The sequence below is a fragment of the Pseudomonas sp. KBN10P06128 genome, from assembly GCF_037574945.1.
GTDB classification, from domain to species: Bacteria; Pseudomonadota; Gammaproteobacteria; order Pseudomonadales; family Pseudomonadaceae; genus Pseudomonas; species Pseudomonas aeruginosa.
This window is the reverse complement of the sequence record NZ_JBBELR010000001.1, coordinates 3,140,104-3,165,244: the sequence shown is the minus strand read 5'-3', so window position 1 is coordinate 3,165,244 and position 25,141 is coordinate 3,140,104. Positions and strand designations below refer to the sequence as shown.

Sequence of the window (25,141 nt, the reverse complement as noted above, 5' to 3'; positions counted from 1 at the left end):
AGATTCAGCGACCCCGGACCCGCGCCATGAAACTCACGCTCACCCCTCCCCTGACCCCCAGCCACTGGATGCGCTCGACCGACCTGGCCGACACCGCCAGCGCCCCCCTCGTCGGCGCCCACTCGGCGGACGTGGCGATAGTCGGCGGCGGTTTCGTCGGGCTCTGGACCGCCATCACCCTCAAGCAACTGGAACCGGACGCACGGGTCCTGCTACTGGAGCAGGACGTCTGCGGCGGCGGCGCTTCCGGCAGGAACGGTGGTTTCGTGATGTCCTGGTGGCCGAAGATCGGCACCTTGCTGGGCTTCTGCAACGAGGCGCAGGCGCGCTTCCTTGGCGAAAGCGCGGAGCGGGCGATCCAGGAACTCGGGGAGTTCTGCGCGCGGCATGACATCGATGCGCACTTCCAGCAGAAGGGCTGGCTGTGGACCGCCACCACGGCGCGCCACCTCGACGCCTGGAACGATACCCTCGCCGCCTGCGAACGGCTCGGCGTCAGTCCCTTCGAACGCCTCGACGCCAGCGAAGTGGCACGCCGGACCGGTTCGCCGGTGCATCTCGCCGGGGTCTTCGAGCGCAGCAATGCCACCGTGCAACCAGCCTTGCTGGTGCAAGGCATGCGCCGCGTAGCGCTGGCCCTCGGCGTGGAAATCCACGAGCGCTGTGGCGTCAGCCAGATCGTTCCCGGCCAGCCGGCACAGCTGCTGAGCGCCGGGGCCCGGGTCCAGGCCAAGGCGGTGGTTCTCGCGACCAACGCCTGGTCGGCCGCCCTGCCCAGGCTCTCCAGGCTGATCGTACCGGTGAACAGTTCCATCGCGGTTACCGAGGCGATACCGCAACGGCTGGAGCGAATCGGCTGGACCGGCGGGGAAGCCATCACCGATTCCCAACTGATGGTGGACTACTACCGCACCACCCGCGACGGGCGCATCGCCTTCGGCAAGGGCACCGGCGCCATCAGCTACGGCTCGCGCATCGGCCGGGTATTCGACGTCGACCGGGAGAGCCTGGCCCTGACCGAGGCCGACTTCCGCCGCACCTATCCCTCGCTAGGCGACATCCCGCTGGTCGACGGCTGGTCCGGCCCCATCGACCGTACCTACGACAGCCTGCCGGTCTTCGGCCACCTGCACGAGAACATCCACTACGGCATCGGCTGGAGCGGCAACGGCGTGGGACCGAGCCGCCTGGGCGGGCGGATCCTCGCCAGCCTCGCCCTCGGCCGCGACGACCCGTGGAGCCGTTGTCCGCTGGTAGAACGCCGCTGCCGGAGCTTCCCCCCCGAGCCGCTGCGCTACCTGGGTGGCTCCCTGGTGCGCAACGCCGTCCTGCGCAAGGAACGCGCGGAACTCGCCGGTACCGCGCCCTCGGCCACCGACCGCTTTCTCGCGCGCTTCGCCCCCGCCGGCCTTGAAGACAAATCCTGAGGAGCCCATGGCATGAACCCTTCGCTCATCCGTCTCGACGACGAAAGTCCTTTCACCTCGCCCACGCCCGTCGGCCAGCCCCTGGGCGAACCGGTAGCCCTGACCCGTACCGCGGCCCACCGCCCGCTCGCCGACGGCAACGGCGTGACCGGCATCTGGGAATGCACCCCGGGGCGCTTCCGCCGACAGGTCGAGCAGGCCGAGTACAGCTACATCGTCAGCGGTGAAGGTCGCTTCACCCCGGACGAAGGCCAGGCCGTGGAGTTTCGCGCCGGCGACGCGCTCTATTTCGCCGCTGCCACCCAGGGCACCTGGGACATCCGCCAGACCGTGCGCAAGACCTACCTGATCTTCGACTGACCCCGAAGAACCGAACTCCACCGCCCTGACAGAGGAAACAAGAAATGGGTATGCGAGAAGCGAACGACAACGCATCGGGCCTCAAGGCCCATCCCCTGGGCTCGCTCGAGACGATCGCGATCATCATCGGCACCAACATCGGCGCCGGCGTGCTGAGCATGGCCTACGCCGCCCGCAAGGTCGGCTACGTGCCGTTGCTGGTATGCCTGGCCCTGACCTGCCTCTTCTGCATCGTCACCATGCTCTACGTGACCGAAGCCTGCCTGAGAACCCGCGGCAACAACCAGCTCAGCGGCCTCTCCCGGCGTTACCTGGGCCCGCTCGGCGGCTGGCTGATCTTCATCGCGGTGGCGGCCAACAGCTACGGGGCCCTGGTCGCCTACATGACCGGCAGCGGCAACATCATGCTCGAGTTCTTCGGCCAGTACGGCCTCACGCGCGAGGTCGGCAGCCTGATCTTCTTCGTCCCCTCGGCGCTGGTGCTCTACCTGGGCCTGAAGGCGCTCGGCGTGGGCGAGAAGCTGATCAGCGCCGGCATGGTGGCCATCGTCTGCATCCTCATCGGCGCTACCCTGATGCACGACGACGCCCGTCTCGCCCACCTTTGGCAGAGCCAGTGGCAATACGTGGTTCCAGTGTTCAACCTGGCGGTCTTCGTGTTCGGCGCGCAGTTCCTGGTTCCGGAGCTGGTGCGCGGCAACCTGGCAACCCCCGGGCGCGTGCCGCGCCTCATCGTGGTCGGCATGCTGCTGACCTTCCTGCTGGTGGCGGCCATTCCTGCCTCGGTCATCGCCCTGGTCGGCCCCGACAACCTCAGCGAGGTGGCGACCTTGAGCTGGGGACGCTCCCTCGGCCAATGGGCCTACTACGTGGCGAACACCTTCGCCTTGCTGGCGATGCTGACCTCCTACTGGGGACTCGGTGGGTGCCTGTTCACCAATATCTTCGACCACTTCCGCCTGGGCAGCGAAACCAACCGGCGCAAACGCCTGGCGGTGCTCGCCGCGGTCTCGGTCCCGCCGTTCCTGCTGGCCTATGCGGGGCTCGGCGGCTTCGTGAACGCGCTGTACTTCGCCGGTACCTTCGGCGGCGTACTGATGGGCATCATCCCCATCCTCCTGCTCAACGCGGCGCGGCGCCACGGCGACCAACTGCCGGCATTCAGCTGCGGCTGGTATGCCCATCCGCTGATACAGGGGCTGATCGTCCTGGTGTTCGCCTCCAGCGGGGTCTACGCGATCGCCTCGGCACTGGGGATGCTGCCCGCCAGTTGGTGACAGGGCGCGCTGCCTGCGCCCGGGGCGATTACACTGAAGGCCCATGCCTGGAGTTTCCTGGACATGCCGCAGAGCATCCGCCACCTGATCGCCCTCCCCGAACTCCGTTCACGCCTGCTGAGCGGAGCCGGCGGCCTCGACCGCCCGGTTCGCTGGGCGCATGTCTGCGAACTCGACGACCCCACCGAATGGCTCGGCGAGGGTGACCTGCTGATGACCACCGGGCTGGGCATACCGAGCGACGCCGAGCGGCAACGGCGTTACGTCCGAAGACTGGCCGAGGCCGGCCTGGCAGGCATGATGATCGGCGAGAACATGGAAGCCCCGAGCGACCTCGATGCCCTACGCGAGACGGCCGAGGCCCTGGGCTTCCCGTTGATTCTCACCCACTACGGCGTCCCTTTCGCCGCCGTGACCCGGGCCATCGTCGATGCGGGACAGAAAGACGAATACGAGCGCCGCAACGCCCTGGCCCGGATATACGAAAGCGCCCGGTTGAGCATGCAGGGACTGGGCCTGCCGGCGCTGCTGCAACGCCTCGGCAAGGACGTGCGGAGCAGCCTCTACCTCATCGTTCCCGACACCCTGGCGGCCTGGCAGCCAGGCCTGCCAGGGCTGCCCGTGGAGTTGGCCGACGCGCTGCGCAACCGCCGTCGCGAGCAGGCGGAGCCGCAGCCGATGGTCCTTCGCCATCCGCTCGCGGAAGGCGAAGCGCTCAGCATCGGCATTCCCTCCGACCGGAACTGCCTGCTGATAGCCCTGGGCGAGCGGCTGCCGGACTACAGCCTCCTGCACCACCTGACGGCAGTGCTCGGCATAGAGATCGAACGGCTGCGCGTCGAAAGCGAACGCCACCTGCGCCTGGGTTCGGAATTGCTCGACGACCTGCTGCAACGACGGCTATACCGGGAACAAGCCGAGGAGCGGCTGGAGGAACTGCTGCCCGGGCTCGATCACGACGATGCAGTCGTTTCCGTGGCAAGTTCCGAGGGGCTCGCGACCGACCCTATCGGTCTTTTCCGGGGCCACGACTCACGCCTGCTGGTTCGCGCGCAAGGCCAGGAAATCATTCTGCTGCACCAGGCCGGCCTCGCCTCGACACTGCAGGAAGCCCTGGACAGCTCGCTGGGAATGAGCGCTCCGCTCCGTCGTGCCGAACGTTGCGCCGAGGCCTTGCGCGAAGCGCGCCTGGCCCTGGCCCACAGCCATTCCCGGCGGCCGTTGTGTCGCTACGCGGAACTGGACGACGAGGCGCCCTGGCTACCCAGAAGCCTCGCCGAGGCCGAGCGGGCGTTCCGCCTGGTCCTCGGCGCCCTCCACGACTATGACGCGGCCAATGGCTCTGCACTGCTATACACGCTGCAGGTCTTTCTCGAGGAAAACAGGTCCTGGTTGAACGCCGCGCAGCGGCTACACATACACAAGCAGAGCCTGGTCTACCGGATACGCCGCATCGAGGAAATCAGCGGTCGCTCGCTGGACAGCACCGCCGATGTGGCGACCCTCTGGTTCGCCTTGCAGGCAACCCGGCTGTCGCCGGAAGCTAGGGGCAGGACGGCGAGGAGCAGCCTCCTGGAGCAGTCCGCGCACCATGGCGGCGACATGGACTGACGGCGGAACCCGACACCTGGCGCTTGCAGGGCGACGCCGCCGCCAACAGGCGCGGCCAGGAACGGTTGCCCGACAGCGGCGTGGCCTGTGGATGCCGGACCACGGTGCATCGCAGCGAGCGCCGTTGCGAATGCATTAATCCCCCTTGCTAGCTAGCCACCCCGCCGCTGGAGCGGCGCGGCCCGCGCTTCTAGGCTCGAACGGTAAGACGGAAGCCCATCGGCGCGGCGCAAAGGAGGCCTGCGATGCGTAACGGAATCGACGCTGTATCCGCCCCGCTACCCACCCTATTCGTATCTCCGCCGGCGGTCTTCACCGCCTCCCTCGAGCGACTTCCCCCACGCGCTCGGCAGGCCCCCGCCGCCCAGCGCCCGCCGGGGTCACCCGGCATTCCCGGCAGCGCCCGGTTGCAGACTGGCGCCACCACGCCCCACTGACGTCCCAACGCCGACGGCCATGCCGTCGCAAGCGCTTCATCCCCCGCGATCCGCCCGTCGCGCTCGTCCCCATCGGGACCAACCGGGCCGCCCCCGGCCCGCTCCTTCGAACCTGCGTGGAGTCCATCCCATGAACGGAAGCAGATCCACCTTTCTCTACCTTCTCGCCGCCGCCGGCCTGGCGCTGACACCCGCGGCCCAGGCCGACCGGGGCAACGACGTGGTCGCCCGGCTCAACCAGTTGTACAACGACACCCGCCAGGATTGCGGCGGACCGTCGAAGCCGGCATTCCTCTGTTCCGGCGTGCTGTTCCGCGCCACCTGGCCTTCGACCGACTACATGTTCTACAGCATCAGTCCGAAGAGCCAGAAAAGCGGCGGCGTCTCCGCCTCCTACCTGCGCAAGGACGCCAAGTACCGCAAGCTCGCCTATGGCCTGAAGAGTGGCTTCATCTTCGACACCATCTTCGGTAATCCGAAGGACCACCAGGACTATGCGGTGCTCTGTTCCTTCCCCATCGACGCCGCCACCGACGACCGCGCCCAGCAGGGTTGCACCGATTCGCGGCGCACGCCGAACAGCGTCGAGAAGTCCTGCCAGGACATCAACGTCAGCACCGCCGAGCAGTGGGCGGCGAACTACCGGCAGAACCGCGGTGACCATTCGCGGCAGTGCTCCTTCGACGTCCGCGACGAGCGCAATACCGCCGCCGGCCCGGCCTTCTACCAGAGCATCCGGGCGATGGCGCAGATCGCCGACGAATCCTTCACCACCCAGAACGAACTGCGCCTGGCCAAGTGGGAGGAAAACCCGCCGAAGTCGCCGTCGATCCTCGCCGCGTTCTACACCGAGGACGCCGGCCTGGAGGGCGCTCGGCTCAACCAGATCCAGTGGTACCAGTCGGTCCAGGCATTCCTCCCGATCATCAACATGCGACTGCCGCAGACCCGCCAGCAGGACGCGCAGTTCGCCTACGACGGGCGTAAGCAGGCGATCTACCCGACCAGCGAGAAGAATGCCTGCGAGCGCTATGTGGAAAGCGCCACCTGGGTGGAGCGCGACGATCCGGGCTTCAGGAAGAAGATCATGACCCTGGAAGTGGTACCGACCGATTGCGGGCGCAAGATCCAGGACAACCAGACCAACAATTTCTTCAACGAGCTGGTGGTCGACCACTACCTGGACAGCGAATGGAAGGACAACCCGGACAACCGCGACAGCAATATCGGCAGCATGCGCCGACAACTGGTCTGCCACTTCAACGTCGCCCGCAACAAGCCCGAGTGGAACCTGGAACCCTCGCGGCCGTACACCTCCAACGAGGACTCCATCGCCAAGGGCTGCAATAACACCTGAGGCCGCTCCGCGGGGGCGCTACGGCGCCCCCTGCGAACAGCGACATGGCCTTTTGATATCACACGCTCTACCATGCCGTCTTTCCAAGCCGCCAGGGAACGAACGCATGGCTTTCGATGCCGCCCGCTATGTCCACCGCTACTACGCCAGCCTGGCGCCCGCCCCGGGCAACGAATACCCGCGCCTGAGGGCCTGGGAGTACCTCTGGGAGTATGTCTGGGACCCCAGTCGCAGCTGGGACGACCTGACCGCCCCCGAACAGCTCGACACCACCGCCCTGCACCTGGGTTTCTACCTGGCCAACTGGGGCATGTTCCGTGGCTCCTCGGGACTGCTGCAGAACAGCAACCTGGACCTGATGAAAGCGCTGGCCCGGCAGCTCTTCAGCGGTGCCGGAGCGGAACTCTTCGAGCTGTCCCTGGTGGATTTCGCCGGCAACGGCGCGCGCCTGGCGCACAACCGCAAGCTGCTGGAAACGGTGCTCGGGTCGATGGATGCCCTCAGCAGCCGGGTGAGCTGGACCGACACCCTGAAGAGCAAGATCCTGCTCGGCGTCTGGGGCGAGTTTCCCGCCCTCGACCGCCACTACCTGGCCGCCTGTCGCGCGCTGTATCCACGCCGGGGCCTGACGAGCGTCAACGGCGGGACCCTCACCGCGCTGCACCGCCTGATCGGCGAAGAAAGGCTGTCGTTCCCGCGCCTGGAGACCGCCCGCAAGGGGCTCCTCTACCCCACCGGGCGCCTGGCCGACATGGCTTTCTTCCAGTACGGCCTGGAAAACGCCTGAGGCGCTGCGCCGCCGATCCGGGGGACTTGTAGGCATGCCCTCGCTGTAAGTAGTATGAGACTCATTCTCAATTACAACAGCGATCCCCTCCATGCCGCCGGCCGACGCCTCCCTGCACGACGCTGTGAGCCATCTCTATCAGGACCACCATGGCTGGCTGCAAGGCTGGTTGCGGCGACGCCTGGGCTGCGCGGAAAACGCCGCCGACCTGGCCCAGGACACCTTCGCCCGCCTGCTCGCCTCGCGCCGGGTACTGGATGCGCGCGAACCGCGCGCCTACCTGACCACCGTCGCCAAGGGGCTGATGATCAACTGGTTCCAGCGCCAGTCGCTGGAGCGCGCCTACCTCGATGCCCTGGCCAACCTCCCGGAAGACCTCGCGCCGCCGCCGGAACAGCGGTTGATGGTGCTGGAAACCCTGCATGAAGTAGACGCCCTGCTCGGCAGCCTGCCGGACAGGGTCCGCCAGGCGTTTCTCCTGGCGCAGATCGAAGGCCTGAAGTACGAAGCCATCGCCGAGCGCCTGGGCGTGTCCCTGGGCTCGGTCAAGCGCTACATGCAGCAGGCCTTCCGCCAGTGCCTGGAGCTGATGGAATGAATTCCGCGGGCGAAGGCCGGATTTCCTCGCCGATCCTCGACGAGGCCGCCGAGTGGCTGGTGCGCCTGCAGGACAGCGGCTGCACCGACGACACGCGCCAGGCGTGCGCCCAGTGGCGGCAGCGCAGCCCACAGCACGCCCATGCCTGGGAGCGCGCCGAGCGCCTGCTGCAATGCCTCGGCCGACTGCCGCCGGCGCTGGCCCTGCCGACCCTCGGCCGCGAGCGCGGGCTGGACCGGCGGCGCGCGATCAAGCACCTCGCCCTGGTCCTCGGCGGCGCCTCGCTGGGGCTCGCCACCTGGCAGGCCGAGCCGTTGCGCGACTGGCTGGCCGACCAGCGCACCGGCGTCGGCGAACAGCGCCGCCTGACCCTGCCCGACGGCAGCCTGCTGACCCTGAACACCGACAGCGCCGTGGACCTCGCCTTCGACGCCAGCCAGCGGCTGGTACGCCTGCTGCGCGGCGAGATCTTCGTCGATAGCCGCACCGACCCGCGTCCGTTCCGCGTCGCCACCGCCGAAGCGCGGCTGCATGCCGGTGCCGCCCGCTTCAACGTACGCCAGGAGATGGCCGCGACCCGGGTCGCGGTACTCGCCGGGCGGGTCGAACTGAGCCCGCTCCACGGACGCGGGCGCTGGCTGGAAAGCGGCGAGTCGGTGCGCCTGGGCACCGACGGCGAAGCGCGCCGGCTGGCCTTCGACGGCCTGCCGGACGCCTGGACCCGCGGCATGCTGATGGCCGACCGGATGCCGCTGGCCGAGGTGCTCGCCGAACTCGCCCGCTATCGTCGCGGCTTACTGCGCTGCGACCCGCAACTGGCCAGGCTGGCGGTGTCGGGCGCCTATCCGCTGCTGGACCTGCGGCGCACGCTGGGCATGCTGCAGGCCACCTATCCGCTGAAGGTGCGCGGGGTGACCGACTACTGGATCAGCCTGGTACCGGCGTGACGGCGCGGCCGCCATCCCCGTGGCAACCGCCCCCTCGCGTCCACCCCGGCAGGCCGTCCGCCGCTGCGCCGGAACAGGCGTTGCCATCGACATACCGTGCTCCGCAGAAAAATAACCGCCTCGACCTGAGACCTTTTTCCTTCTCGGCTGGCAAGTAGAGGAATCCGCCCCGACCCAAGGTCCGCAGAGACCACGAGGAACCCTGTACATGCCCGTACGCACGCTTCACCCCCGTTCGCTGTCCCTGGCCATCCACGCCGCCGCCATGACCCTCGCCCTCGCCGGCGCGGCCCCCGACCTGCTTGCCGCCGAGGCGCCCGCCGCCAGCTCGGCGCGCAGCTATGACATCACCCCCGGCCCGCTCGGTCGCACCCTGTCGGCCTTCGCCAGCGACAACGGGGTGTCCCTGGCGTTCGACCCGGCGCTCACCGAGGGTCGCCGCAGCGTCGCCCTGCGCGGCCGCTACGCGCCGCTCGAGGCGCTGCACCGCCTGCTGCTGGGCAGCGGCCTGGAGTTGCAGCAGCGCAGCGATGGCAGCTACACCCTGGTGCCGGCAGCCACCGATGGCGCGCTGGAACTGCAATCCTCGCTGATCACCGCCCAGGCCGCCGGTGCCGAGACCCTGCCCGCCGAGTACGCCGGCGGCCAGGTGGCGCGTGGCGCGCGCCTGGGCATGCTGGGCAACGCCGACGTGATGGATGCGCCATTCAGCATCACCAGCTACACCGCCAGGACCATTGAGCAGCAGCAGGCGCGCAGCGTCGCCGACCTGCTACAGGCCAACGATCCGTCGGTGCGGGTGGTCGGCGGGCGCGGCGACCTGGTGGACAGCTACACGATTCGCGGCTTCAGCGTGCAGAACGCCGACGTCGCCTTCAACGGCCTCTATGGCCTGCTGCCGTTCTGGCGGGTACCGATCGAATTCGCCGAGCGCGTGGAAGTGCTCAAGGGACCGAACGCCCTGCTCGGCGGGATTTCCCCCGGCGGCAGCGTCGGCGGCACCATCAACCTGGTGCCCAAGCGCGCCGACGACCAGCCGCTGACCCGCGTCAGCGTCGACTGGACCCAGCGCGGCCAGCTCGGCACTCACCTCGACATCGGCCGACGCTTTGGCGAGAACAACGCCTTCGGCGTGCGCTTCAACGGCGTCTACCGCAACGGCGATACCGCCGTCGACCATCAGAGCCGCGAGTTTCCCATGCTCTCCCTGGGCCTGGACTTCCGTGGCGAGCGCCTGCGCCTGTCCAGCGACCTGCTGTACCAGAAGGAAAGCCTGGAAGGCGTGGTGCGCCCGCTGCTGACCGGCCCGGGAACCACTCACATCCCCCACGCCCCGGACTCGAAGACACGCTTCGGCCTGCGCGATTCCTACCTGGACCAGGAGGATTACTCCATGGTCAACCGCGGCGAGTACGACCTCGCCGACAACCTGACGGCGTTCGCCAGCATCGGCGGTCGCCAGAGCAACTACGAAACCATCGCCGCCAACAGCATCCTCATCGGCAACCAGGGCGATATCGTCAACAGCCTGGCACGCCAGCGCGGCGACCGCCGCACCTATTCCGCCGAGGTCGGCCTGCGCGGCAACTTCGACATCGGCCCGCTCCGCCACGACTGGACGCTCAGCGCCAACCGCCTGCACGAACGGCTGGGCATGGTCTATGCCTTCACCGGGATGCAGCCGGGCAACCTCTACCAGACCTCGCCGCATACGCCGCTGCCGGACTTCTCCAGCCTCGACGGGAGCATTCCGAAGACCAATGAAACCGACCTCGGCGGCGTGGCGCTGGCCGACAGGCTGTCGTTCCTCGAGGATCGCGTGCAGGTCACCCTGGGCGTGCGCCGCCAGCAGATCGAGTCGCGCAACTACGACCAGACCAGCGGCGCGCGCACCAGCCACGACAAGCGGCACGTGTGGACGCCGATGGCCAGCGTGCTGGTCAAGCCGCTGCAGGACCTGTCGCTGTACGCCAACTACATCCAGGGCCTCAGCCAGGGCGAGGCGGCGCCGATGACCGCGGCCAACGCCGGCCAGGTGCTGGCACCATACAAGGCCGAGCAATACGAGATCGGCGCCAAGTACGACCTGGGCGGCTTCACCACCACCCTGGCGCTGTTCGAGATCAGGAAACCGAACGCCTATACCGACGCCAGCAACGTCTTCCGCGCCGACGGCGAGCAACGCAACCGCGGCGTGGAGCTGAGCCTCTATGGCGAACCCCTGGACGGCGTGCGGGTGATGGCCGGCGCCACCTACATCAAGCCCGAGCAGAACAAGACCGGCGACCCTGCCAGCGAAGGCAAGGACGCGCCCGGCGTGGCCCGTCGCCAGGCCAACCTGGGGGTCAGCTGGGACACCCCGTTCGTCGACGGACTGACCCTCGACAGCCGCTGGATCTACACCGGCTCGGCCTATGTGGACAGCGCCAACGCCCTCTCCGTGCCGCACTGGAACCGCGTCGACCTCGGCGCCGCCTACGCCTTCCAGGTCGCCGGCAAGCCGCTGGTGGCGCGCGCCAACCTGGAGAACGCGCTGGGCAAGGACTACTGGACCGCAGCCAACGGCTACCTGTCGATCAGCTCGCCGCGCACCCTTTCCCTTTCCCTCACGGCGGACTTCTGAGTCCGCCCCACCATAACCAGAAACCGCCGATGACCAGCCTATGACCGCGAAAACCCTGCGCACCTGGTACCTGGTGCACAAATGGACCAGCCTGATCTCCACGATCTTCCTGCTGATGCTTTGCCTCACCGGGTTGCCGCTGATCTTCCACGAGGAGATCGAGCACTACTTCGAGCCGCATCCGCAGCTCGAGCCGCTCACCGCCGAGTCGCCGCGCATCGACTACGACGACGTGATCGCCCGCGCCCTGGCCGCCCGGCCGGGCGAAGTGGTGCGCTTCCTGGTATTCGAAAAGGACGACCCGCTGGGCCTGGTGATCAGCGCGCCGAGCCTGGTACCGCCGCCGGAGAACGGCCACATGCAGCCGTTCGACGCGCGTACCGGGGAATTCTTCGACGCGCTGCCGCCGCCGGGCGGCTTCATGTACCTGATGCTGAAGCTGCACACCGACCTGTTCCTCGGCCTGCCCGGCTACCTGTTCCTCGGCCTGATGGGCCTGCTGCTGGTGGCCTCGCTGGTGTCCGGGGTGGTGGTATACACGCCGTTCATGCGCAAGCTGGACTTCGCCACGGTACGCGCCGAACGCAGCCGTCGTCTGAAGTGGCTGGACCTGCACAACCTGCTGGGCATCGTCACCCTGTCCTGGGTACTGGTGGTCGGCGTGACCGGGGTGATCAACACCCTGGCCCTGCCGATCCTGATGCTCTGGCAAGGCGGGCAGTTGGCGGAAATGACCGCGCCCTACAAGGACGCGCCACCGCTACAGCGCCTCGGCTCGCTCGACGCGGCCCTGGCCACGGCACGCCGGGCGGCGCCGGACATGGAGGTCAGCTTCGTCGGCTTCCCCGGCACCCAGTTCAGCAGCCAGCATCACTATGCGGTGTTCATGCGCGGCAACACGCCGCTCACCGAGCGCCTGCTGAAGCCGGCACTGATCGACGCGCAGAGCGGCGAACTCACCGACATGCGCGAGATGCCGCTGTACGTGAAGACGCTCCTGCTGTCGCAGCCGCTGCACTTTGGCGACTACGGCGGCATGCCGCTGAAGATCGTCTGGGCGCTGCTCGACCTCGTCAGCATCGTCATCCTCGCCAGCGGTCTCTACCTCTGGCTCGGCCGACGCAAGACGCCATTGGAGAAGCGCCTGGCGGAACTGCCGGACGGCAGCCTGGCGACGGAGGGCAAGGCATGAGGCGCGGTCTCTGGATGATCTTCCGCTGGCCCCTGCTACTGGCCCTGCTCGGCCTCTTCGGGCTGCTCTCGGCGCTGCTCGGCGACGGCCTCTACGACCTGCTCTCCTGGCTCGCCCTGGGCACTCCGCTGGTGCTGGTCGGCTGGGTCTGGCTGCGCCTGCCGCGAACCCGAAGGAACCCCTGAGATGACCACCTCGCCGCCCTCCACCAACACCCTGGACCTGCGTCCGCTGATGTTCGAGACCTTCGTCTGCACCCTCGCGGTGATGTCCTTCGTCGCCCTGGTCGGCCCGCTCGCCCGCAAGCTCGGCCTGGCGCCCTGGCAGGCCGGCGCCGCGGTGACCGTCGGCGGCATCGCCTGGATGCTCGCGGCGCGGCCCTGGGGCATCGCCAGCGACCGGCATGGGCGACGGCGGATACTGCTCGGCGGGCTGGCCGGCTTCGTCCTCTCCTACGCCTCGCTCTGCCTGTTCATCGTGCTCGCCCTGCACTGGACGTTGCCGACCCTGCTCGCCTTCGCCGGTATCGTTCTCCTGCGCGGCCTCGCCGGCGGTTTCTACGCCGCGGTGCCAGCCTGCACGGCGGCACTGGTGGCCGATCACGTCGAGGCGCAACGACGCGCCGCGGCGCTGGCCGGACTCGGCGCGGCCAGCGCGATAGGCATGGTGATCGGGCCGGGGCTGGCCGGACTGCTGGCGACTCACGGGTTGGTCCTGCCGTTGCTGGTCACCGGCGCGCTGCCCCTGGTCGCCCTGCTGGCGCTCTGGCGCTGGCTGCCGCGCGAGGAGCGTCGCCAGCCGAACCGCGGCGCCGCCCTGGCGATCGGCGACCGCCGCCTGCGGCGGCCGCTGGCGGTGGGCTTCGTGGCGATGTTCAGCGTCACCGTGGCGCAGATCACCGTGGGCTTCTTCGCCCTCGACCGGCTGCGCCTGGATTCCGCCGACGCCGCGCGGGTGGCCGGCATCGCCCTGACCGCCGTGGGCGTCGCGCTGATCCTGGCCCAGCTCCTGGTGCGCCGCCTGGACTGGCCACCGCCGCGACTGATCCGGGTCGGCGGGCTGGTCGCCGCCATCGGTTTCGCCGCCGTGTGCTTCGCCGACTCGCCGCCGCTGCTCTGGCTGGCCTTCTTCGTCGCCGCGGCGGGCATGGGTTGGGTGTTCCCGGCAGTCTCGGCGCTCAACGCCAATGCCGTGCGCGCCGAGGAACAGGGTGCCGCCGCCGGCACCCTGGTGGCCGTACATGGCTTCGGCCTGATCAGCGGGCCGCTGCTCGGCGCGCTGCTCCACCAATTGGACAGCCGCGCCCCCTACGCGCTGGTCGGTCTGCTGCTGGCGCTGGCGGCGTTCTGGCCGAGCCAACCGACGCGCCCCGTGGAAACGAGGAGCGAAGCACCATGACCGCTGTCGACCTGCTGCTGGTCGCGACCCTGCTGGCGGCCCTGCTCGCCTGGTGGATACCCGCCCTGCCCGGCCGCCGTGGCCTGCTGGCGCTCGCCTCGACGCTGGCGCTCGGCGCCGGCCTGTACGCTGCATGGGACGACCGCTGGCAAGCCTCCGTCGGCGCCTTCGCCGGTTTCTCCCTGCTGCTCGGCGCCTGCCTGCGCCGGAAGCCCGTGCGCGGCCTGCCGTTCCGGACCGGTTCGCTGTACGGCCTGCTGGTGCTGCTGGCAATCGCCGCGCTGTACCTGTTCCCGGTCGCGCCGCTGCCGGCGCCGAGCGGCCCCTATGCGGTCGGCGTGCGCGATTTCGAACTGGACGACCCCAGCCGACCCGGCCTGCTCGGCGCCCCGGCCGGACAACCGCGGCGCCTGCTGGTACGCGCCTGGTACCCGGCACGCCCGATCGCCGGCGCCGCGCCGCGTCACTATTTCGATCCAGGCGAGGCGCGCAGCACCGCGCGAGGCTTCGGTGAAATACTCGGCTTTCCGCCGTTGCTCGCCTACCTCAAGCACCTGCGCACCAATTCCTATCCGGACGCCCCGCTGCGCGACGATTCCGCTCGCCTGCCGGTGGTGTTCTACAGTCATGGCTACAGCGCCTTCGCCGGCGGCAACTGGACCCTGATGGAAGAACTGGCCAGCCACGGCTACGCGGTCTACGCCATTCAGCACAGCGGCGACGCGTCGCCGACCCGCCTGCCCGACGGCACGCTGCTGCCCATGGACCCCGGGCTGGTCGAACACCTGCGTCGGGCCGCCCACGACGGCTTGCCGCAGGCCATGCGCCAGGGCTATGTCAGCGACGATCTCGACCAGCGCCTCGACGGCCAGTTGCACACCGCCCTCGACCTGCCCGCCCCGGCCAACCGCGCCGTCAACCTCAGCGCGCCGGTATGGCTGGCCGACCGCCTGTTCGTCCATGACCGCCTGCAGGCCGGCGAGGTCCCGGACAGGGTCGCCGACCTGGTGGCCGCCAGCGACTTCGCGCACACCGGCGAGATGGGCATGTCCTTCGGCGGCTCGACCACCGGCGCGGTCTGCATGGTCGACCGACGCTGCGCGGCGGCCGTCAACCTCGACGGCGGCGACTTCGACTTCGCGCCCTTCGATAGCGATTTCCCGGCGCCGCTGCTGATGCTGCACGCCGACCTTGGCAACTTCTACCGGCTGTTCGGTATCGAAGCGCCGGCCCGCCCGAGAAGCTTCAACGACTTTTCCTACGAACGCTTCGAGCACGCCGGCCAGCGCCAGGACATTCATCGCCTGGTACTGCGCGATTCGGCCCATGCCGGGCTTACCGACAATCCGCTGTTCATCCGCCGGCCGCTGCGCGACGGGCTGCTCGGCTCGGCACCGACGGAAGTCCTCATCCAGGCTCCCAATGCCCTGGTGCTGGGTTTCTTCGATCACTACCTGCGCGGCCGCGCCAACGACTTTCCGCAAGCGCAGATGGCGCGCTTCCCCGCCTGGCTGACGCGCTACGACAACTCGGCGGTGCGCGACTGGTGGCTGGCCAAGCCGGAAGCCCAGCGCCTGGCGCTGCGACAACGCATCGACGATATGAAACGGCGCAAGACCGGGCTGGATCTTCCCTGACGACGGGTTACAGTGGGCGCCCCATCTGCGGAGCGCCGCCCCATGCATATCCCGCCCGAGCTGATCATCCACCAGACCCGCCACTGGACGCTGAACCAGCGGATCGACTCGGCCCTGCCCGGCTACTGCATGCTCGGCTCGCGGCAACCGGCGACGGCCTTCCACCAACTGCCGGAACAAGCCCTCGCCGAATTCGGGCCGCTGCTGGCCAGGGTCGAGCGCGAAATGGACGCGCTGCTGCGGCCGCGACGCATCTATGTCGGCCGCTACGGCCACATGCCCGGCCTGCCGGTGCATTTCCACCTGATTCCACTGTACGACTGGGTCGAGGAACTGTTCTGGGAGGACACGCGCTACCGGACGCTCCAGCAGTTCGGCGTGCCGACCGCCGAACCCCTTACCGATGGCGCCGAGCTGACCCTGTTCGTCTGGCGCGAGTTCTGCGAACGCGCCGATCCGCCGGCCGTGCGCGGCATGGATCGGCAACAGGCGATCGCCGGATTGCGCCGGGCCTTCGGCTACGGCGTCCAACCCCGAACATCGCCTGGGCCGGACTCCGAGCCCGCGCAGGGCGCATGACCGCATGCGGTTATCCACCGTGAAACGGATGTAGCGCGGCGCGAAATTTGGCGCGGATTTGCGCAATAAATGACGCGCCCTAACCGTTTCGCCAGCGGCAAAAGAATTTCAAAAGTTCAGCACAGGACGACGATATCGCCATCGGCTACCCGCTCAGACAGAGCGGTCAGCTTGCCGATGCCCTCCCGTAGGAATCGGCTCAGCTGTTCGAAGCATTCCTGCTGATCCTGCGAGAGGCTGAATTCGGACGCCATGGTATCCATCAGGTCAAGGCAGCACTGGTTTAGGAAACCGACCTCTAGCAGCTCCGCCCGCAGTCTCCGTCTAAGCATCTCGTTCATACCAACATCCCTATCTACTCCGCACATCAGCGGGGGACCGTAGCAAAAAGGAGACGTTGGTCACAATTATCAAAACGCTTAGGACTGGGGGAGCGGATAGCGCTCTTTGATCGCCTTGACAGCTGCGACCCAGGCCGACAGGTCCGGCGCTGTGCCGGTAGCGATGGCGTCATACTCGGCCTCCAGGCGCAGCGGGTCTGCCTCGTCCCGGTATGCCTGCCGGCGCAGTTCCTGGACCTCCGCCAGCGCGTCATCCGGGTGGAACGCGAGATCGTCCATGCTCACTCCGGCAGTTTCAGCGATGGCCGCCAGCGGGCCGTCCCACTCAGTGAAGAACGCCCCTTTGTAGAGAACCCGCTTCATCATGCGCTTGCTCCGTTGATGGTCAGGATGGGTGCGACGTGGATGCCTGGATCGACGAGACCACCGAACCACGCCGGGCATGCGAACGCGATCTGAGCCCCTGCGGATGCGTAGATGTACGGACACGCGTTGTCATAGCCGTTGTATGACTGCATCGAGAACCGCAGATGCACCCATTGGTTCGCAGGCAGCACCACGCCAGGAGCAGCGACAGCGCCATTGATCCAAAGCCGATGGGTCGTATAAGGCGCCGACGAGATATGAGCCGAGCCGCTTTCGACCCGCAACCACATGACGACCGTCGCCCACGCGCCCGCGTTGAAAACGGTCTTACTGCCGTTGGAACAGCACAGATACCGCGTAACCCCATCCGCGCCGGCCGAGCCGGTAGTTGTCTGCGATCCCGCTGTCAGCACCGTGGTGAAGAACTCGACCCCGTATCGGGACACTGACGTCCACGTCCGGCCCATTGCCGCAAGCAGCGCCTGCACCCGAGCATTGAGCGCCGGCCCCGCCCCGCCGTTCGTGCTGTTGTCGAAGGCGAACTTGCCCCCATCTGCGAGGGTCGCGCCGTTCCAGCCATTGATGAAAGTGCTTGGAGTCCATGACGTTGTGAACATCGTATTCAGCGGATTGGCTGCGGTCCCCGCGAAGCGACCCATGTCGGGCATCAGGTTCATGAACGGCAGAACGTTGAGCGCCGATTTCGCTGCCGATCCCAACTCCGCCCAAGCGCCGCTTTCGCGGGCATATGGCTTTCCGTCGCTCGGCGCGTCGGCCATCCCGCCCACCAGTTCCATCCAGCCACTGGCCCCGAACTCATATGTCTTGACCTGGCCAGCAGGCGTGGCCTCGTTCGCCACCTGCACCCGCCAGCCCAGCCTGGGCGGCATGTACTCCCAAATGGGCGTGGTCGCGCCAGTCGCCCACCAGCGGGCCAGGCGGTTCTGGTTCGCCCCGGCCCCGGTGAAAATGTATGTGTCACCCTCGGCCTGGCCGCTGGTCGGCAGCGTTGCGACCCGCCCCTTGACGACCGGCTGGCGAAGGAAGTCGTCCCAGCGCCACATCCGAATCAGATCGCTGTAATGCCCTTCTCCCGGCAAGCCATTGATCAGCAGGCCGGTATTCGGCCCCATATAGAGAGTCATGCGGAAACGCCTCCAAGGTCTTCGCCCAAGCGGAAGCCCAGGCCGTGTCGTTCGATGGTGATGTCGTGTTGCTGCCAGGATTGGATGCCGTCGCGGACGCTGCGCAGGACCAGGCGCACGTCCTGGAGCGGGCCGTCAGCGACGTCTTCGGCCACCGGATAGGACCAGTTACTGGATGTGAGGCCGGCATAGGTGCGCTTCAGCGTCGTGCCGCTGTAGACCTGGAGCGTCACCGTCGCCCCATCTTCGGGTCCGATGTTGCCGACAGTGGTATCGATCAACTGGTCGGCCTGGCCGATCCGGTCGCGCTTCGCCCAGCTCACCGACAGCACCCCGTAGACCTTGGCCGGGTACGCGCTGCCGTTAATGCGGAACTGGCCGGGCGGGTACGGCTTACCTTGGCGCCCGGTCAGCGTCAGGCTGTCAGTGGCGGCCAGCGCCGGGGCCAGTTGGCCCTCGCTGGTGTTGGTCAGCAGCCGGGCCTGGAGCGTCACGCCCTGGCTGTATACCGTCTCGTCCACCGCTTCGAACGCGTCGTAGAACCAGACTCGAGCCCCGGCCAAGTGCTTGGCCGGCACGGTATCGGCGCAGCCGCGCGCCAGGGTGACAGTACCGCTGGCGTAGTTGACCGCATCGACCCGGACGATTTCGTCATCCACCACGGCCGCCTGGCCGACAGTGACGTCCTCCAGCCGGCTGGCGTTCGTCAACGTGACGACGTTCGGACCGGCCGCCAGCGGCAGCTCGGCGGCGAGCAGGCCGGTCGGGCACCAATCCCCGGTTCCGCGATCAACGAACGCGCCCGAACTGCCGACGCGGTCGGTCAAGGTGTAGCTCTGCGACAGGCTCGTCGGCGCCTCGGCCAAGGCGGCAAGATACGAGGCGGACACGTCCAGGAGCTGGAGATTCGCAGGATCGATCACGCCGGCTAGTTCGCGATATGGCGCCTCGATCAGTCGGCGCACGGTGACCGCCCGAGGCGTCCGGTCGGGCGGGGTCCAGCCCGGTGGCGGTGGTGCCACGCCGGTAGTCGCCGGCAGATTGAACTGGTCCTGGACGACGGTCAGGGTGATCTTGCCGTCGCCGAGGAAGTTGTCCTCGATCCGGCCGACCCGGACGACGGTTTCAGGGATGCCGCGCCGGGTCGAACGGATGCGGAACGGCTGGCCTGGGTTCAGGCTACGGGCACGGCGGTCGAATACGCCCTTATAGCGCTTCAGGCCGGTGGTCTTCAGACGCATTTCCCGCTCACCGACTCGCCCGGCCAGCTCGCCAGTCGGCACGCCCAGGAACTCGACTTCCTCGGACGACCGCCGCCCCTGCGACGCGGCGACCGCGTTGTTGTTGACGATGACTTGGCGCTGCGCACCGTCAGTCTGGTCGATGTACTTCACGATAAGCTGGCTCGGCGCGAGCGACGTCGAGCCGGTCTTCTCCTGGGTGATCTCCAGGAGGCCGCTGTCTTCGTCGAACAGCGGCAGGTCAGCAACGTTGTAGTCGTCACGCAGGAGCCGGATGCTGATCTGCCCAGTCTGGCGGTTCGGGTAGACCTCGGCTCCGATATGCGATTTCACCGTCTCGCAGAAGTTGGCGAACGTGTCGGACCTGGTCCATTCAAAGCACAGCCCGAAACCCTCGGCATACAGCTTGTCGGCAGCGACCCGCCAGCTCGCCTCGTCCATCCGCGTGCGGGCCAGCCCCCGGAAGTCCCGGCCGGTGTAGACGAGATAAAGGATGTGCGCCGGGTTCATCGCTTTGATCTGACCGTCCGCGAGCCAGATAAATTGCTTTTCGGGATACCAGGGGTTGCCGTCCCACAGGCGGTTGCCACCTCGGCGCAGAATCTCCCAGGTCTTCGGGTAGGGGTTCATGGCGGTGACTAGGCCGGAATAGAAGCACGTGGTAACGCCCCGGAAAGCCGGCACCAGGCCGCCGAGCATGGCCGCCAAGCGAGGCAGGACGCCCTGGTCCTCTTCGCCAAACAGCACGTCAAGCGTTCCGTCGAGGCCGCCTTCGCCCTTTTTCCCACCAAACAGGTCCGGCGCATTGATTCGAACCTGGCCGTTACTTGTGATCGAGCCCTTCCATGCGGTCTTTCCGCTCGCCCGGATTGCACAGACCTCGTCGATCTTCTTACCCAGGGCGAAATGGATGTCAAAAAAGTATTCGAACCCGACCGTTTGCGCCTTCGGTTTAGCGCCCATCGGCCACCTCCAGGCGTGCATGTTCAACCAATTTGAGCGCGAGCGCGTCGCCGGTCGCGACAAGCACGTCGGCCTCGATGCCGTCCCGTAGGAAAGCCATCCAATCCAGGCCATGGCGCTTGAAGAAGTCTCGCGCCTGCCGGTGGCAGTAGCCCTGCCGAGTGGTCCAGGTCGGCACGGTATGCAGGTGCTGAGCCGTAACGATCATTTCTTGCTCCCTTTGGTCTTGATCGCCTTTGTTCTGTAGTTGCCCACGGTCAGCACCATCCAGCTCTTCGACCAGCACTGACCGAAGACGGCGACCTGTTCGTCGCCCTCGTCACAGCGCGGGAAATCGATGTCTTCAAAGGCGGTCGGCTTGGGCTTCTGCGGCTTCGGCGCCAAGACCTTGGATAGGATGAACGACGCCGCCAAGATGACGAGATTGATTGTGATCGGGTCCATGGCCTACCTCACCAGACCTGATCGCCATCGAACGGCGACTTGCCTTGCATCGCGTTAAACCCCCTGAAGTTGGGGAGGTTGCTGAACTTGTCGTTGCAGGTCTGCGCGAGCCCGTCGCAACCTGGATAAACCCGCAGTTGGCCACCTGCCGGAATGCCCTCGGTGCCGCCCAGGATGTAAAGATCGGGTCCGGCGTGCCGCTCGATGTAGCGGCTATCGTAGTTGTCGCCGTCCACCTGCCACTCGACGTAGCCCCCGGTAAACCAGCCATCGGCATAACCGGCGACCACGCCGCTGGAGATCACCCAGCCGCTGATGCTCTGCGGCGTCAGCGTCACGCGATACGGAACGAGGTTGACCTTGCAGCGGTGGTCGCCAACAACTGCCGTGCAGGTGCGGCAGTAGGTGTCGATCAGGCCGGGCTGGTCCATCAGTTCATCTTCGGACACGCACGTTATGCGGCAGCTATCCACGGTCGGCCAGTCCACATCGCCAATCTGGCCTACCCAGGAAACCGCTGCCTCGGCGTCGCCGTAGTGCATGTCGTAGACGACCAAGTCGATGGCACCACTCGGCGACCGGGTCTTGTACAGCAGCGCGACATCGAGGTCGGCCGGGGCGGTGATGACGAACTGGTCGGACTGCGGATCGCCGGAACAGATAATCCCGTTGTCGGTGATGCCGCCCGGCACCGTGCGGAAAATCTGGTTCTGGTAGGTGATGTCCCGGTCGCTGCTGTTGTAGCTCCAGCGGATCGCGCCACGGCTGAACTGGTACAGCCGCACCGGCTGCCCATCCGCGAGCGAGCTTTCGCGGCTGTTAAAACTCATCGTCACGAACCCCTTTGAACGTCAGGGCGGCAGTTGCTACGCCCTCGCTATCAGTGACGTGCTCGATCTCGACCACGTCGGTGGCGGCGCTACAGAGCGCCATGAAACAAATGCGCGCCACGTCACCAGGCTCGACCAGCCGGCCCAGGGCGGCGTCGATGGCCAGGCGCTCGGTGTCGGCGTCCAGCTCGGTGCTGGTGAGGATGCGGCGGTGATAGACCGTGCCGTCGTACAGCTCGATGCGGATGTCGCGACGGCCCGGCCGGCCGTTGGCGAAACGGGCATAGCCGATATTGCGCACGTCCAGCGCGGTGGCCAGCTGGGACACGGTTCCGACAAGCGTCAGGTCGTCGGCGTGGGTCGGCACCCATAGCGGCTTCTGCTGGCCGCGCAGCGCATAGACCAGGCTACGGAACGCCGACCGCTCGGCTCGGCCCATGCCGATCCAGCGATGCCCCAAGACCGGCAGCGCCATCCCGGCGACGTCAGTCACGCGCGGAATGGCGCTGCCGTTGTCCAGGGTGGACAGCAGGCGCTGATAGCTAGAGGTGAGGTCTTCGCTTTCGTCCGGGCGCTGTTCCAGGACAGGACGCCCCCGGTACATCGTCGCCGGCATCACCTCGGGCCAACTGCTGGGTTCCATCACAAGGAACGACACCCGCGCAGACTGCGCGGTATCGGTCAGCCGGGTCAGCGTGGGCTGTTCGGTCAGCTGCGCGGTGCGTACCGGGTACAGTCGCGAGCCAGTTCCCCAGGCGGCCTGGACGGGGCGGACCAGGTCCAGGCCGGCGGCGGCCACCGTCTTGACCTCGACGACCTCATAGTTGAAGGCGTCCTCGCCGCGCAGCATCGCTAGACCGCCGTCGCGGAAGTCGAGGCCGACCGTGTCGCACGGAATGCTCAGCGAGCCGGCCGCCAACGGCTGCTGGAGCAGCTGGATATCAGGCCAGATCGGCAGCGCCCAAATGCGCGCGCCCCAGCCGAACAGCGTCATGTCCAGCAGCTGCCGCTCGCGGTCCACCGCGTACATGTTCGCGTCGAACTCCCGGCGCGGCGCCAGGCGCATGGCTCGGCGCTGGGTCACGGCCGATTCGCTTTGCAGGATATTTGTCGAGGCGCTGAGGCGCTCGACGATGCTGTCGCCCCAGTCCGGGGCGAACGTCCAGGCGATGATCCGATTGCCGGTGATGACCAGCACCAGGTCCGGCTCGCCCTGGAGCTTCCAGACGATCCGCGCATTGACCACGGGCGGGCCGTCGGTGCCGATGCTGACCGTCCAGGTGCGTTCTTCCAAGGCGGCAAAACCCAGCGGCGGCGACGACTGGCCGGATAGCGTGATGCCGTCTGCATCTTCCCGCTCGATGGCAGTCAGCGTGCGCGGACTGAAATATGCGTTCCAGACAGATGCCGGTCGTATCTGGGTGCTGACGACGTTGCCCAGTTCCATTGCGGTCGGAATCAACCAGAGGCGGTTGTAGTAGTTCTCTTCCAGAGCGCTTTGGTGGACAGCCTGGTAGGTCGAATGGATCACCTCTACCGGCTGATGCGCCCCATAGGCGCCGGCCCAAGTCGAGGCCGCGACCGCTGCAAGGCTGATGTCCTGGTTCAGCTCCAGGGCGTCGATATTCGGCGTGATGCCAGCAACGATCCCCTCCACAGGCTTCGGCACCTGGAACCCCGGAAACGTCGCCATCACTCGACCACCCGGAAGCAATAGCCGACCCAGGCGCTGGTGCTGTCGAAGTCGGTAGCGGTTCCGCGTTGGAGCAACGGATAGACGCGCCAAGTGTCGCTACCGACGACAAGCGGATCACCAGGCGCGAGGAAGGCCATGTTGCACATGCCAAAGTCCGGCACTTCGCCCACGTAGCGCGAGCGCTGCTGAGCGCCGAACGCATAGATGGCGCACGGCACAGTGGTGGTCGAGCTGTTCAGCTCGTTTGCGCTGGCGTCGATCAGTCCGACGTCAGGATGGTACTGATTCCTGTAGTTTCCGCGACCGGGGCCGACGACGCGCCGGGGGACGTTCGTTGTGTAGTCGAACGGCAGCCAGTCGGGCGAGGGGCCGCCATCCAAGCCATCCAGGCGCAGTACGCAACCACCGTCGCTATAGCGAACGTGATAGCCGTCGAACGGATGACAGGACCAGCTCGATGTCAGCATCTGGCCTGACTGATAGATTACGGAGCCGCATACGTACTGGCCGCCGCTGTATTCGACTCCGCGCTTGTTGAGCGAGCCAATCATCACCGGCCGGAACTGGCCTGCCGCGATCTCGACGTGCAGGTGCAGATAGGCCGCCGTGGCAAACAGGTGGTAACGGGTGAACGGCCCACCGCTCAGCTGTGCGACGGTCGGTCCCTTCGACGAATAAGGGTTGTTCTGCACCGAGTTACCGGGCTGCGCGTTCCACGCCAGCCCGTTGTCGAACCCCGTATTGCCCGCGATCTGAAACTGATTGGCTCCGGCATTGAATGACCAGTACCCATCAGCGTTGTGACAGAGCCATTCCGATGCCGAGGCGCGGTCGGTGACCCAGCCGAGCGACTCAGCGTGGACGCGTAGCTTGGCGAGCAAGTCAGACGGGTTGTTCGCAGTACCGGTGAAATAGGCCATGTCAGTCCTTTCTGATTGCGTAGAGCCAGGGGTTGCCCGAGCGCCAGGCGGTTTGGAAAACAACGTGGTCCACTCCGTCCTCGACAATCACGTCCTCGGCGCCGGAGTTGAGCGTTGGCACGTAGAAAGCGCCGTCGAAGTCGCCCAGGTTTCGGCGCCCCTCGGTTTCGCGGGTGACGAACGACAGCGCCTTGAGCGGGAACTTCCCGAATGAATCCCGCAGTTGTTTGACCACGGTGTCACTGCTGCCCGCATAACGGCCGCAGCCCAGCGGGAGGAGCGTCCGATTGTTGTAGTCGGACTCGTTGGCAGCCCCTCCGTCTACAGTGAAACCGAGCCAGCGCCCGGCGGGATCGCGGAGATAGCAGCTTCGCTCGTAGGGGCTGCTGATGCCTCGGTGCCGGTCACTCACATCGGACCAGCGCACAGCGACGTCCCCGCGATACGACCCGACTACAGCGAGTGGGTACGGGTACTGCGACGGTGGACAGGGTGGCAGGATGAAGCCGGCGCCGGCCGACTCGTAGATCGTGCTGACCTTGACGACCATCCAGAACCGGCGACCATTGGCAAAGAACCAGTACGGCATGGGCTGGTTCCACAGCAGCGCCTGAACCCGCGGGCTGTAGTTAGCAAACGCGGTCCAGTAGTCTCCGCCAGGCGGGATTGCTCCAGGATTGAACGCCGTGCCGCCCATCAGGCGAAGGTTGTAGTAGTCCAGGGCGGTATCGCCGTAGCTCTGAATCCCCATGTAGATGCTATCGGTGCCGCCCAGGCCTGGGGCGCGCAGTGTCACCTGGCGCACGGCTATCGCAGTGCCGGACGCGGGGATGGTGTTGTCGAAAACCTTCTCGTAGGCCTGCCCAGCCGCGACCAGGTCTGGGTGCGCGGTGAGGAACTGGACGAGGCGCTCGACAAGGTCAGCATGGTTCGTGGCGGTGCCGAATTCGGTGGCCATGGGACTC

General features: G+C 67.1%; 24 protein-coding genes. 14 read left to right on the top strand and 10 right to left on the bottom strand.

Going from position 1 to position 25,141, the window contains the following annotated elements:
- Positions 1–26 precede the first annotated feature (26 nt).
- From VQ065_RS15145 to VQ065_RS15080, 14 genes are all read left to right on the top strand, one after another.
- Positions 27–1,427, top strand: a complete 1,401-nt coding sequence (locus VQ065_RS15145; protein ID WP_021264671.1) for an NAD(P)/FAD-dependent oxidoreductase — start codon at positions 27–29, stop codon at positions 1,425–1,427.
- Positions 1,428–1,439: 12 nt separating this feature from the next.
- Positions 1,440–1,787, top strand: coding sequence for a cupin domain-containing protein (locus tag VQ065_RS15140; protein ID WP_003088200.1), 348 nt, complete (start codon positions 1,440–1,442; stop codon positions 1,785–1,787).
- 44 nt (positions 1,788–1,831) lie between these two features.
- On the top strand, positions 1,832–3,064 hold the full coding sequence (locus VQ065_RS15135; RefSeq protein WP_003088197.1) for an aromatic amino acid transport family protein: 1,233 nt from the start codon (positions 1,832–1,834) through the stop codon (positions 3,062–3,064).
- Between the two features lie 63 nt (positions 3,065–3,127).
- Positions 3,128–4,675 carry a PucR family transcriptional regulator gene (locus tag VQ065_RS15130; RefSeq protein ID WP_003088194.1) on the top strand — a complete coding sequence of 516 codons (1,548 nt, stop codon included), beginning with the start codon at positions 3,128–3,130 and terminating at the stop codon, positions 4,673–4,675.
- A 567-nt stretch (positions 4,676–5,242) separates the two neighbouring features.
- Positions 5,243–6,469: a DUF2599 domain-containing protein gene (locus tag VQ065_RS15125; RefSeq protein WP_003112111.1), complete on the top strand. Its 1,227-nt coding sequence runs from the start codon at positions 5,243–5,245 to the stop codon at positions 6,467–6,469.
- A gap of 106 nt (positions 6,470–6,575) precedes the next feature.
- A complete protein-coding gene (locus tag VQ065_RS15120; RefSeq protein WP_003088189.1) occupies positions 6,576–7,256 on the top strand; it encodes a hypothetical protein in 681 nt (226 codons plus the stop codon).
- A 91-nt stretch (positions 7,257–7,347) separates the two neighbouring features.
- On the top strand, positions 7,348–7,854 hold the full coding sequence (locus tag VQ065_RS15115; RefSeq protein WP_003088185.1) for a sigma-70 family RNA polymerase sigma factor: 507 nt from the start codon (positions 7,348–7,350) through the stop codon (positions 7,852–7,854).
- The gene (locus VQ065_RS15110; RefSeq protein WP_014603728.1) at positions 7,851–8,801 is read left to right on the top strand and encodes a FecR domain-containing protein; all 951 of its coding nucleotides are present in this window, start codon (positions 7,851–7,853) and stop codon (positions 8,799–8,801) included. The genes VQ065_RS15115 and VQ065_RS15110 overlap by 4 nt, the downstream gene beginning before the upstream one ends.
- Before the next feature lie 208 nt (positions 8,802–9,009).
- A complete protein-coding gene (locus VQ065_RS15105) occupies positions 9,010–11,424 on the top strand; it encodes a TonB-dependent receptor (protein ID WP_003088172.1) in 2,415 nt (804 codons plus the stop codon).
- A 40-nt stretch (positions 11,425–11,464) separates the two neighbouring features.
- A complete protein-coding gene (locus VQ065_RS15100; RefSeq protein ID WP_003088170.1) occupies positions 11,465–12,616 on the top strand; it encodes a PepSY-associated TM helix domain-containing protein in 1,152 nt (383 codons plus the stop codon).
- Complete coding sequence (locus tag VQ065_RS15095) at positions 12,613–12,801, top strand: hypothetical protein (RefSeq protein ID WP_003088166.1); 189 nt, start codon at positions 12,613–12,615, stop codon at positions 12,799–12,801. The genes VQ065_RS15100 and VQ065_RS15095 overlap by 4 nt, the downstream gene beginning before the upstream one ends.
- Position 12,802: 1 nt before the next feature.
- Positions 12,803–14,014: an MFS transporter gene (locus VQ065_RS15090; protein WP_014603727.1), complete on the top strand. Its 1,212-nt coding sequence runs from the start codon at positions 12,803–12,805 to the stop codon at positions 14,012–14,014.
- A complete protein-coding gene (locus tag VQ065_RS15085) occupies positions 14,011–15,651 on the top strand; it encodes an alpha/beta hydrolase family protein (RefSeq protein WP_003088160.1) in 1,641 nt (546 codons plus the stop codon). The genes VQ065_RS15090 and VQ065_RS15085 overlap by 4 nt, the downstream gene beginning before the upstream one ends.
- Positions 15,652–15,693: 42 nt before the next feature.
- Positions 15,694–16,230, top strand: coding sequence for an HIT family protein (locus VQ065_RS15080; protein ID WP_003088158.1), 537 nt, complete (start codon positions 15,694–15,696; stop codon positions 16,228–16,230).
- Between the two features lie 116 nt (positions 16,231–16,346).
- On the opposite strand, the gene VQ065_RS15075 is transcribed toward VQ065_RS15080, so the two are convergent.
- From VQ065_RS15075 to VQ065_RS15030, 10 genes are all read right to left on the bottom strand, one after another.
- Positions 16,347–16,571, bottom strand: a complete 225-nt coding sequence (locus VQ065_RS15075; protein ID WP_015649550.1) for a DUF7364 domain-containing protein — start codon at positions 16,569–16,571, stop codon at positions 16,347–16,349.
- A 78-nt stretch (positions 16,572–16,649) separates the two neighbouring features.
- Positions 16,650–16,937: a hypothetical protein gene (locus VQ065_RS15070; protein ID WP_021204930.1), complete on the bottom strand. Its 288-nt coding sequence runs from the start codon at positions 16,935–16,937 to the stop codon at positions 16,650–16,652.
- Positions 16,934–18,082, bottom strand: coding sequence for a hypothetical protein (locus VQ065_RS15065; RefSeq protein ID WP_021204931.1), 1,149 nt, complete (start codon positions 18,080–18,082; stop codon positions 16,934–16,936). The genes VQ065_RS15070 and VQ065_RS15065 overlap by 4 nt, the downstream gene beginning before the upstream one ends.
- Positions 18,079–20,286 (bottom strand): phage tail protein, encoded by a 2,208-nt coding sequence (locus tag VQ065_RS15060; RefSeq protein ID WP_126117184.1) that lies wholly within the window; start codon positions 20,284–20,286, stop codon positions 18,079–18,081. The genes VQ065_RS15065 and VQ065_RS15060 overlap by 4 nt, the downstream gene beginning before the upstream one ends.
- On the bottom strand, positions 20,276–20,494 hold the full coding sequence (locus VQ065_RS15055; RefSeq protein WP_119566247.1) for a hypothetical protein: 219 nt from the start codon (positions 20,492–20,494) through the stop codon (positions 20,276–20,278). Before VQ065_RS15055 ends, VQ065_RS15060 begins: the two co-directional genes overlap by 11 nt.
- Entirely contained in the window at positions 20,491–20,730 is a 240-nt protein-coding gene (locus VQ065_RS15050) for a hypothetical protein (RefSeq protein ID WP_003094581.1), read from the bottom strand. The genes VQ065_RS15055 and VQ065_RS15050 overlap by 4 nt, the downstream gene beginning before the upstream one ends.
- An 8-nt stretch (positions 20,731–20,738) precedes the next feature.
- Positions 20,739–21,560, bottom strand: coding sequence for a phage BR0599 family protein (locus tag VQ065_RS15045; RefSeq protein WP_340080421.1), 822 nt, complete (start codon positions 21,558–21,560; stop codon positions 20,739–20,741).
- A complete protein-coding gene (locus VQ065_RS15040) occupies positions 21,550–23,253 on the bottom strand; it encodes a hypothetical protein (protein WP_015994828.1) in 1,704 nt (567 codons plus the stop codon). The genes VQ065_RS15045 and VQ065_RS15040 overlap by 11 nt, the downstream gene beginning before the upstream one ends.
- Positions 23,253–24,176 carry a hypothetical protein gene (locus VQ065_RS15035; RefSeq protein ID WP_015994827.1) on the bottom strand — a complete coding sequence of 308 codons (924 nt, stop codon included), beginning with the start codon at positions 24,174–24,176 and terminating at the stop codon, positions 23,253–23,255. Before VQ065_RS15035 ends, VQ065_RS15040 begins: the two co-directional genes overlap by 1 nt.
- A 1-nt stretch (position 24,177) precedes the next feature.
- Positions 24,178–25,134: a hypothetical protein gene (locus VQ065_RS15030; protein ID WP_015994826.1), complete on the bottom strand. Its 957-nt coding sequence runs from the start codon at positions 25,132–25,134 to the stop codon at positions 24,178–24,180.
- Positions 25,135–25,141: the final 7 nt, after the last annotated feature.

Coding starts and splice junctions, on each gene's coding strand:
- VQ065_RS15145 (WP_021264671.1), top strand. CDS start 27: ATGAAACTCACGCTCACCCCTCCCCTGACCCCCAGCCACTGGATGCGC.
- VQ065_RS15140 (WP_003088200.1), top strand. CDS start 1,440: ATGAACCCTTCGCTCATCCGTCTCGACGACGAAAGTCCTTTCACCTCG.
- VQ065_RS15135 (WP_003088197.1), top strand. CDS start 1,832: ATGGGTATGCGAGAAGCGAACGACAACGCATCGGGCCTCAAGGCCCAT.
- VQ065_RS15130 (WP_003088194.1), top strand. CDS start 3,128: ATGCCGCAGAGCATCCGCCACCTGATCGCCCTCCCCGAACTCCGTTCA.
- VQ065_RS15125 (WP_003112111.1), top strand. CDS start 5,243: ATGAACGGAAGCAGATCCACCTTTCTCTACCTTCTCGCCGCCGCCGGC.
- VQ065_RS15120 (WP_003088189.1), top strand. CDS start 6,576: ATGGCTTTCGATGCCGCCCGCTATGTCCACCGCTACTACGCCAGCCTG.
- VQ065_RS15115 (WP_003088185.1), top strand. CDS start 7,348: ATGCCGCCGGCCGACGCCTCCCTGCACGACGCTGTGAGCCATCTCTAT.
- VQ065_RS15110 (WP_014603728.1), top strand. CDS start 7,851: ATGAATTCCGCGGGCGAAGGCCGGATTTCCTCGCCGATCCTCGACGAG.
- VQ065_RS15105 (WP_003088172.1), top strand. CDS start 9,010: ATGCCCGTACGCACGCTTCACCCCCGTTCGCTGTCCCTGGCCATCCAC.
- VQ065_RS15100 (WP_003088170.1), top strand. CDS start 11,465: ATGACCGCGAAAACCCTGCGCACCTGGTACCTGGTGCACAAATGGACC.
- VQ065_RS15095 (WP_003088166.1), top strand. CDS start 12,613: ATGAGGCGCGGTCTCTGGATGATCTTCCGCTGGCCCCTGCTACTGGCC.
- VQ065_RS15090 (WP_014603727.1), top strand. CDS start 12,803: ATGACCACCTCGCCGCCCTCCACCAACACCCTGGACCTGCGTCCGCTG.
- VQ065_RS15085 (WP_003088160.1), top strand. CDS start 14,011: ATGACCGCTGTCGACCTGCTGCTGGTCGCGACCCTGCTGGCGGCCCTG.
- VQ065_RS15080 (WP_003088158.1), top strand. CDS start 15,694: ATGCATATCCCGCCCGAGCTGATCATCCACCAGACCCGCCACTGGACG.
- VQ065_RS15075 (WP_015649550.1), bottom strand. CDS start 16,571: ATGAACGAGATGCTTAGACGGAGACTGCGGGCGGAGCTGCTAGAGGTC.
- VQ065_RS15070 (WP_021204930.1), bottom strand. CDS start 16,937: ATGATGAAGCGGGTTCTCTACAAAGGGGCGTTCTTCACTGAGTGGGAC.
- VQ065_RS15065 (WP_021204931.1), bottom strand. CDS start 18,082: ATGACTCTCTATATGGGGCCGAATACCGGCCTGCTGATCAATGGCTTG.
- VQ065_RS15060 (WP_126117184.1), bottom strand. CDS start 20,286: ATGGGCGCTAAACCGAAGGCGCAAACGGTCGGGTTCGAATACTTTTTT.
- VQ065_RS15055 (WP_119566247.1), bottom strand. CDS start 20,494: ATGATCGTTACGGCTCAGCACCTGCATACCGTGCCGACCTGGACCACT.
- VQ065_RS15050 (WP_003094581.1), bottom strand. CDS start 20,730: ATGGACCCGATCACAATCAATCTCGTCATCTTGGCGGCGTCGTTCATC.
- VQ065_RS15045 (WP_340080421.1), bottom strand. CDS start 21,560: ATGAGTTTTAACAGCCGCGAAAGCTCGCTCGCGGATGGGCAGCCGGTG.
- VQ065_RS15040 (WP_015994828.1), bottom strand. CDS start 23,253: ATGGCGACGTTTCCGGGGTTCCAGGTGCCGAAGCCTGTGGAGGGGATC.
- VQ065_RS15035 (WP_015994827.1), bottom strand. CDS start 24,176: ATGGCCTATTTCACCGGTACTGCGAACAACCCGTCTGACTTGCTCGCC.
- VQ065_RS15030 (WP_015994826.1), bottom strand. CDS start 25,134: ATGGCCACCGAATTCGGCACCGCCACGAACCATGCTGACCTTGTCGAG.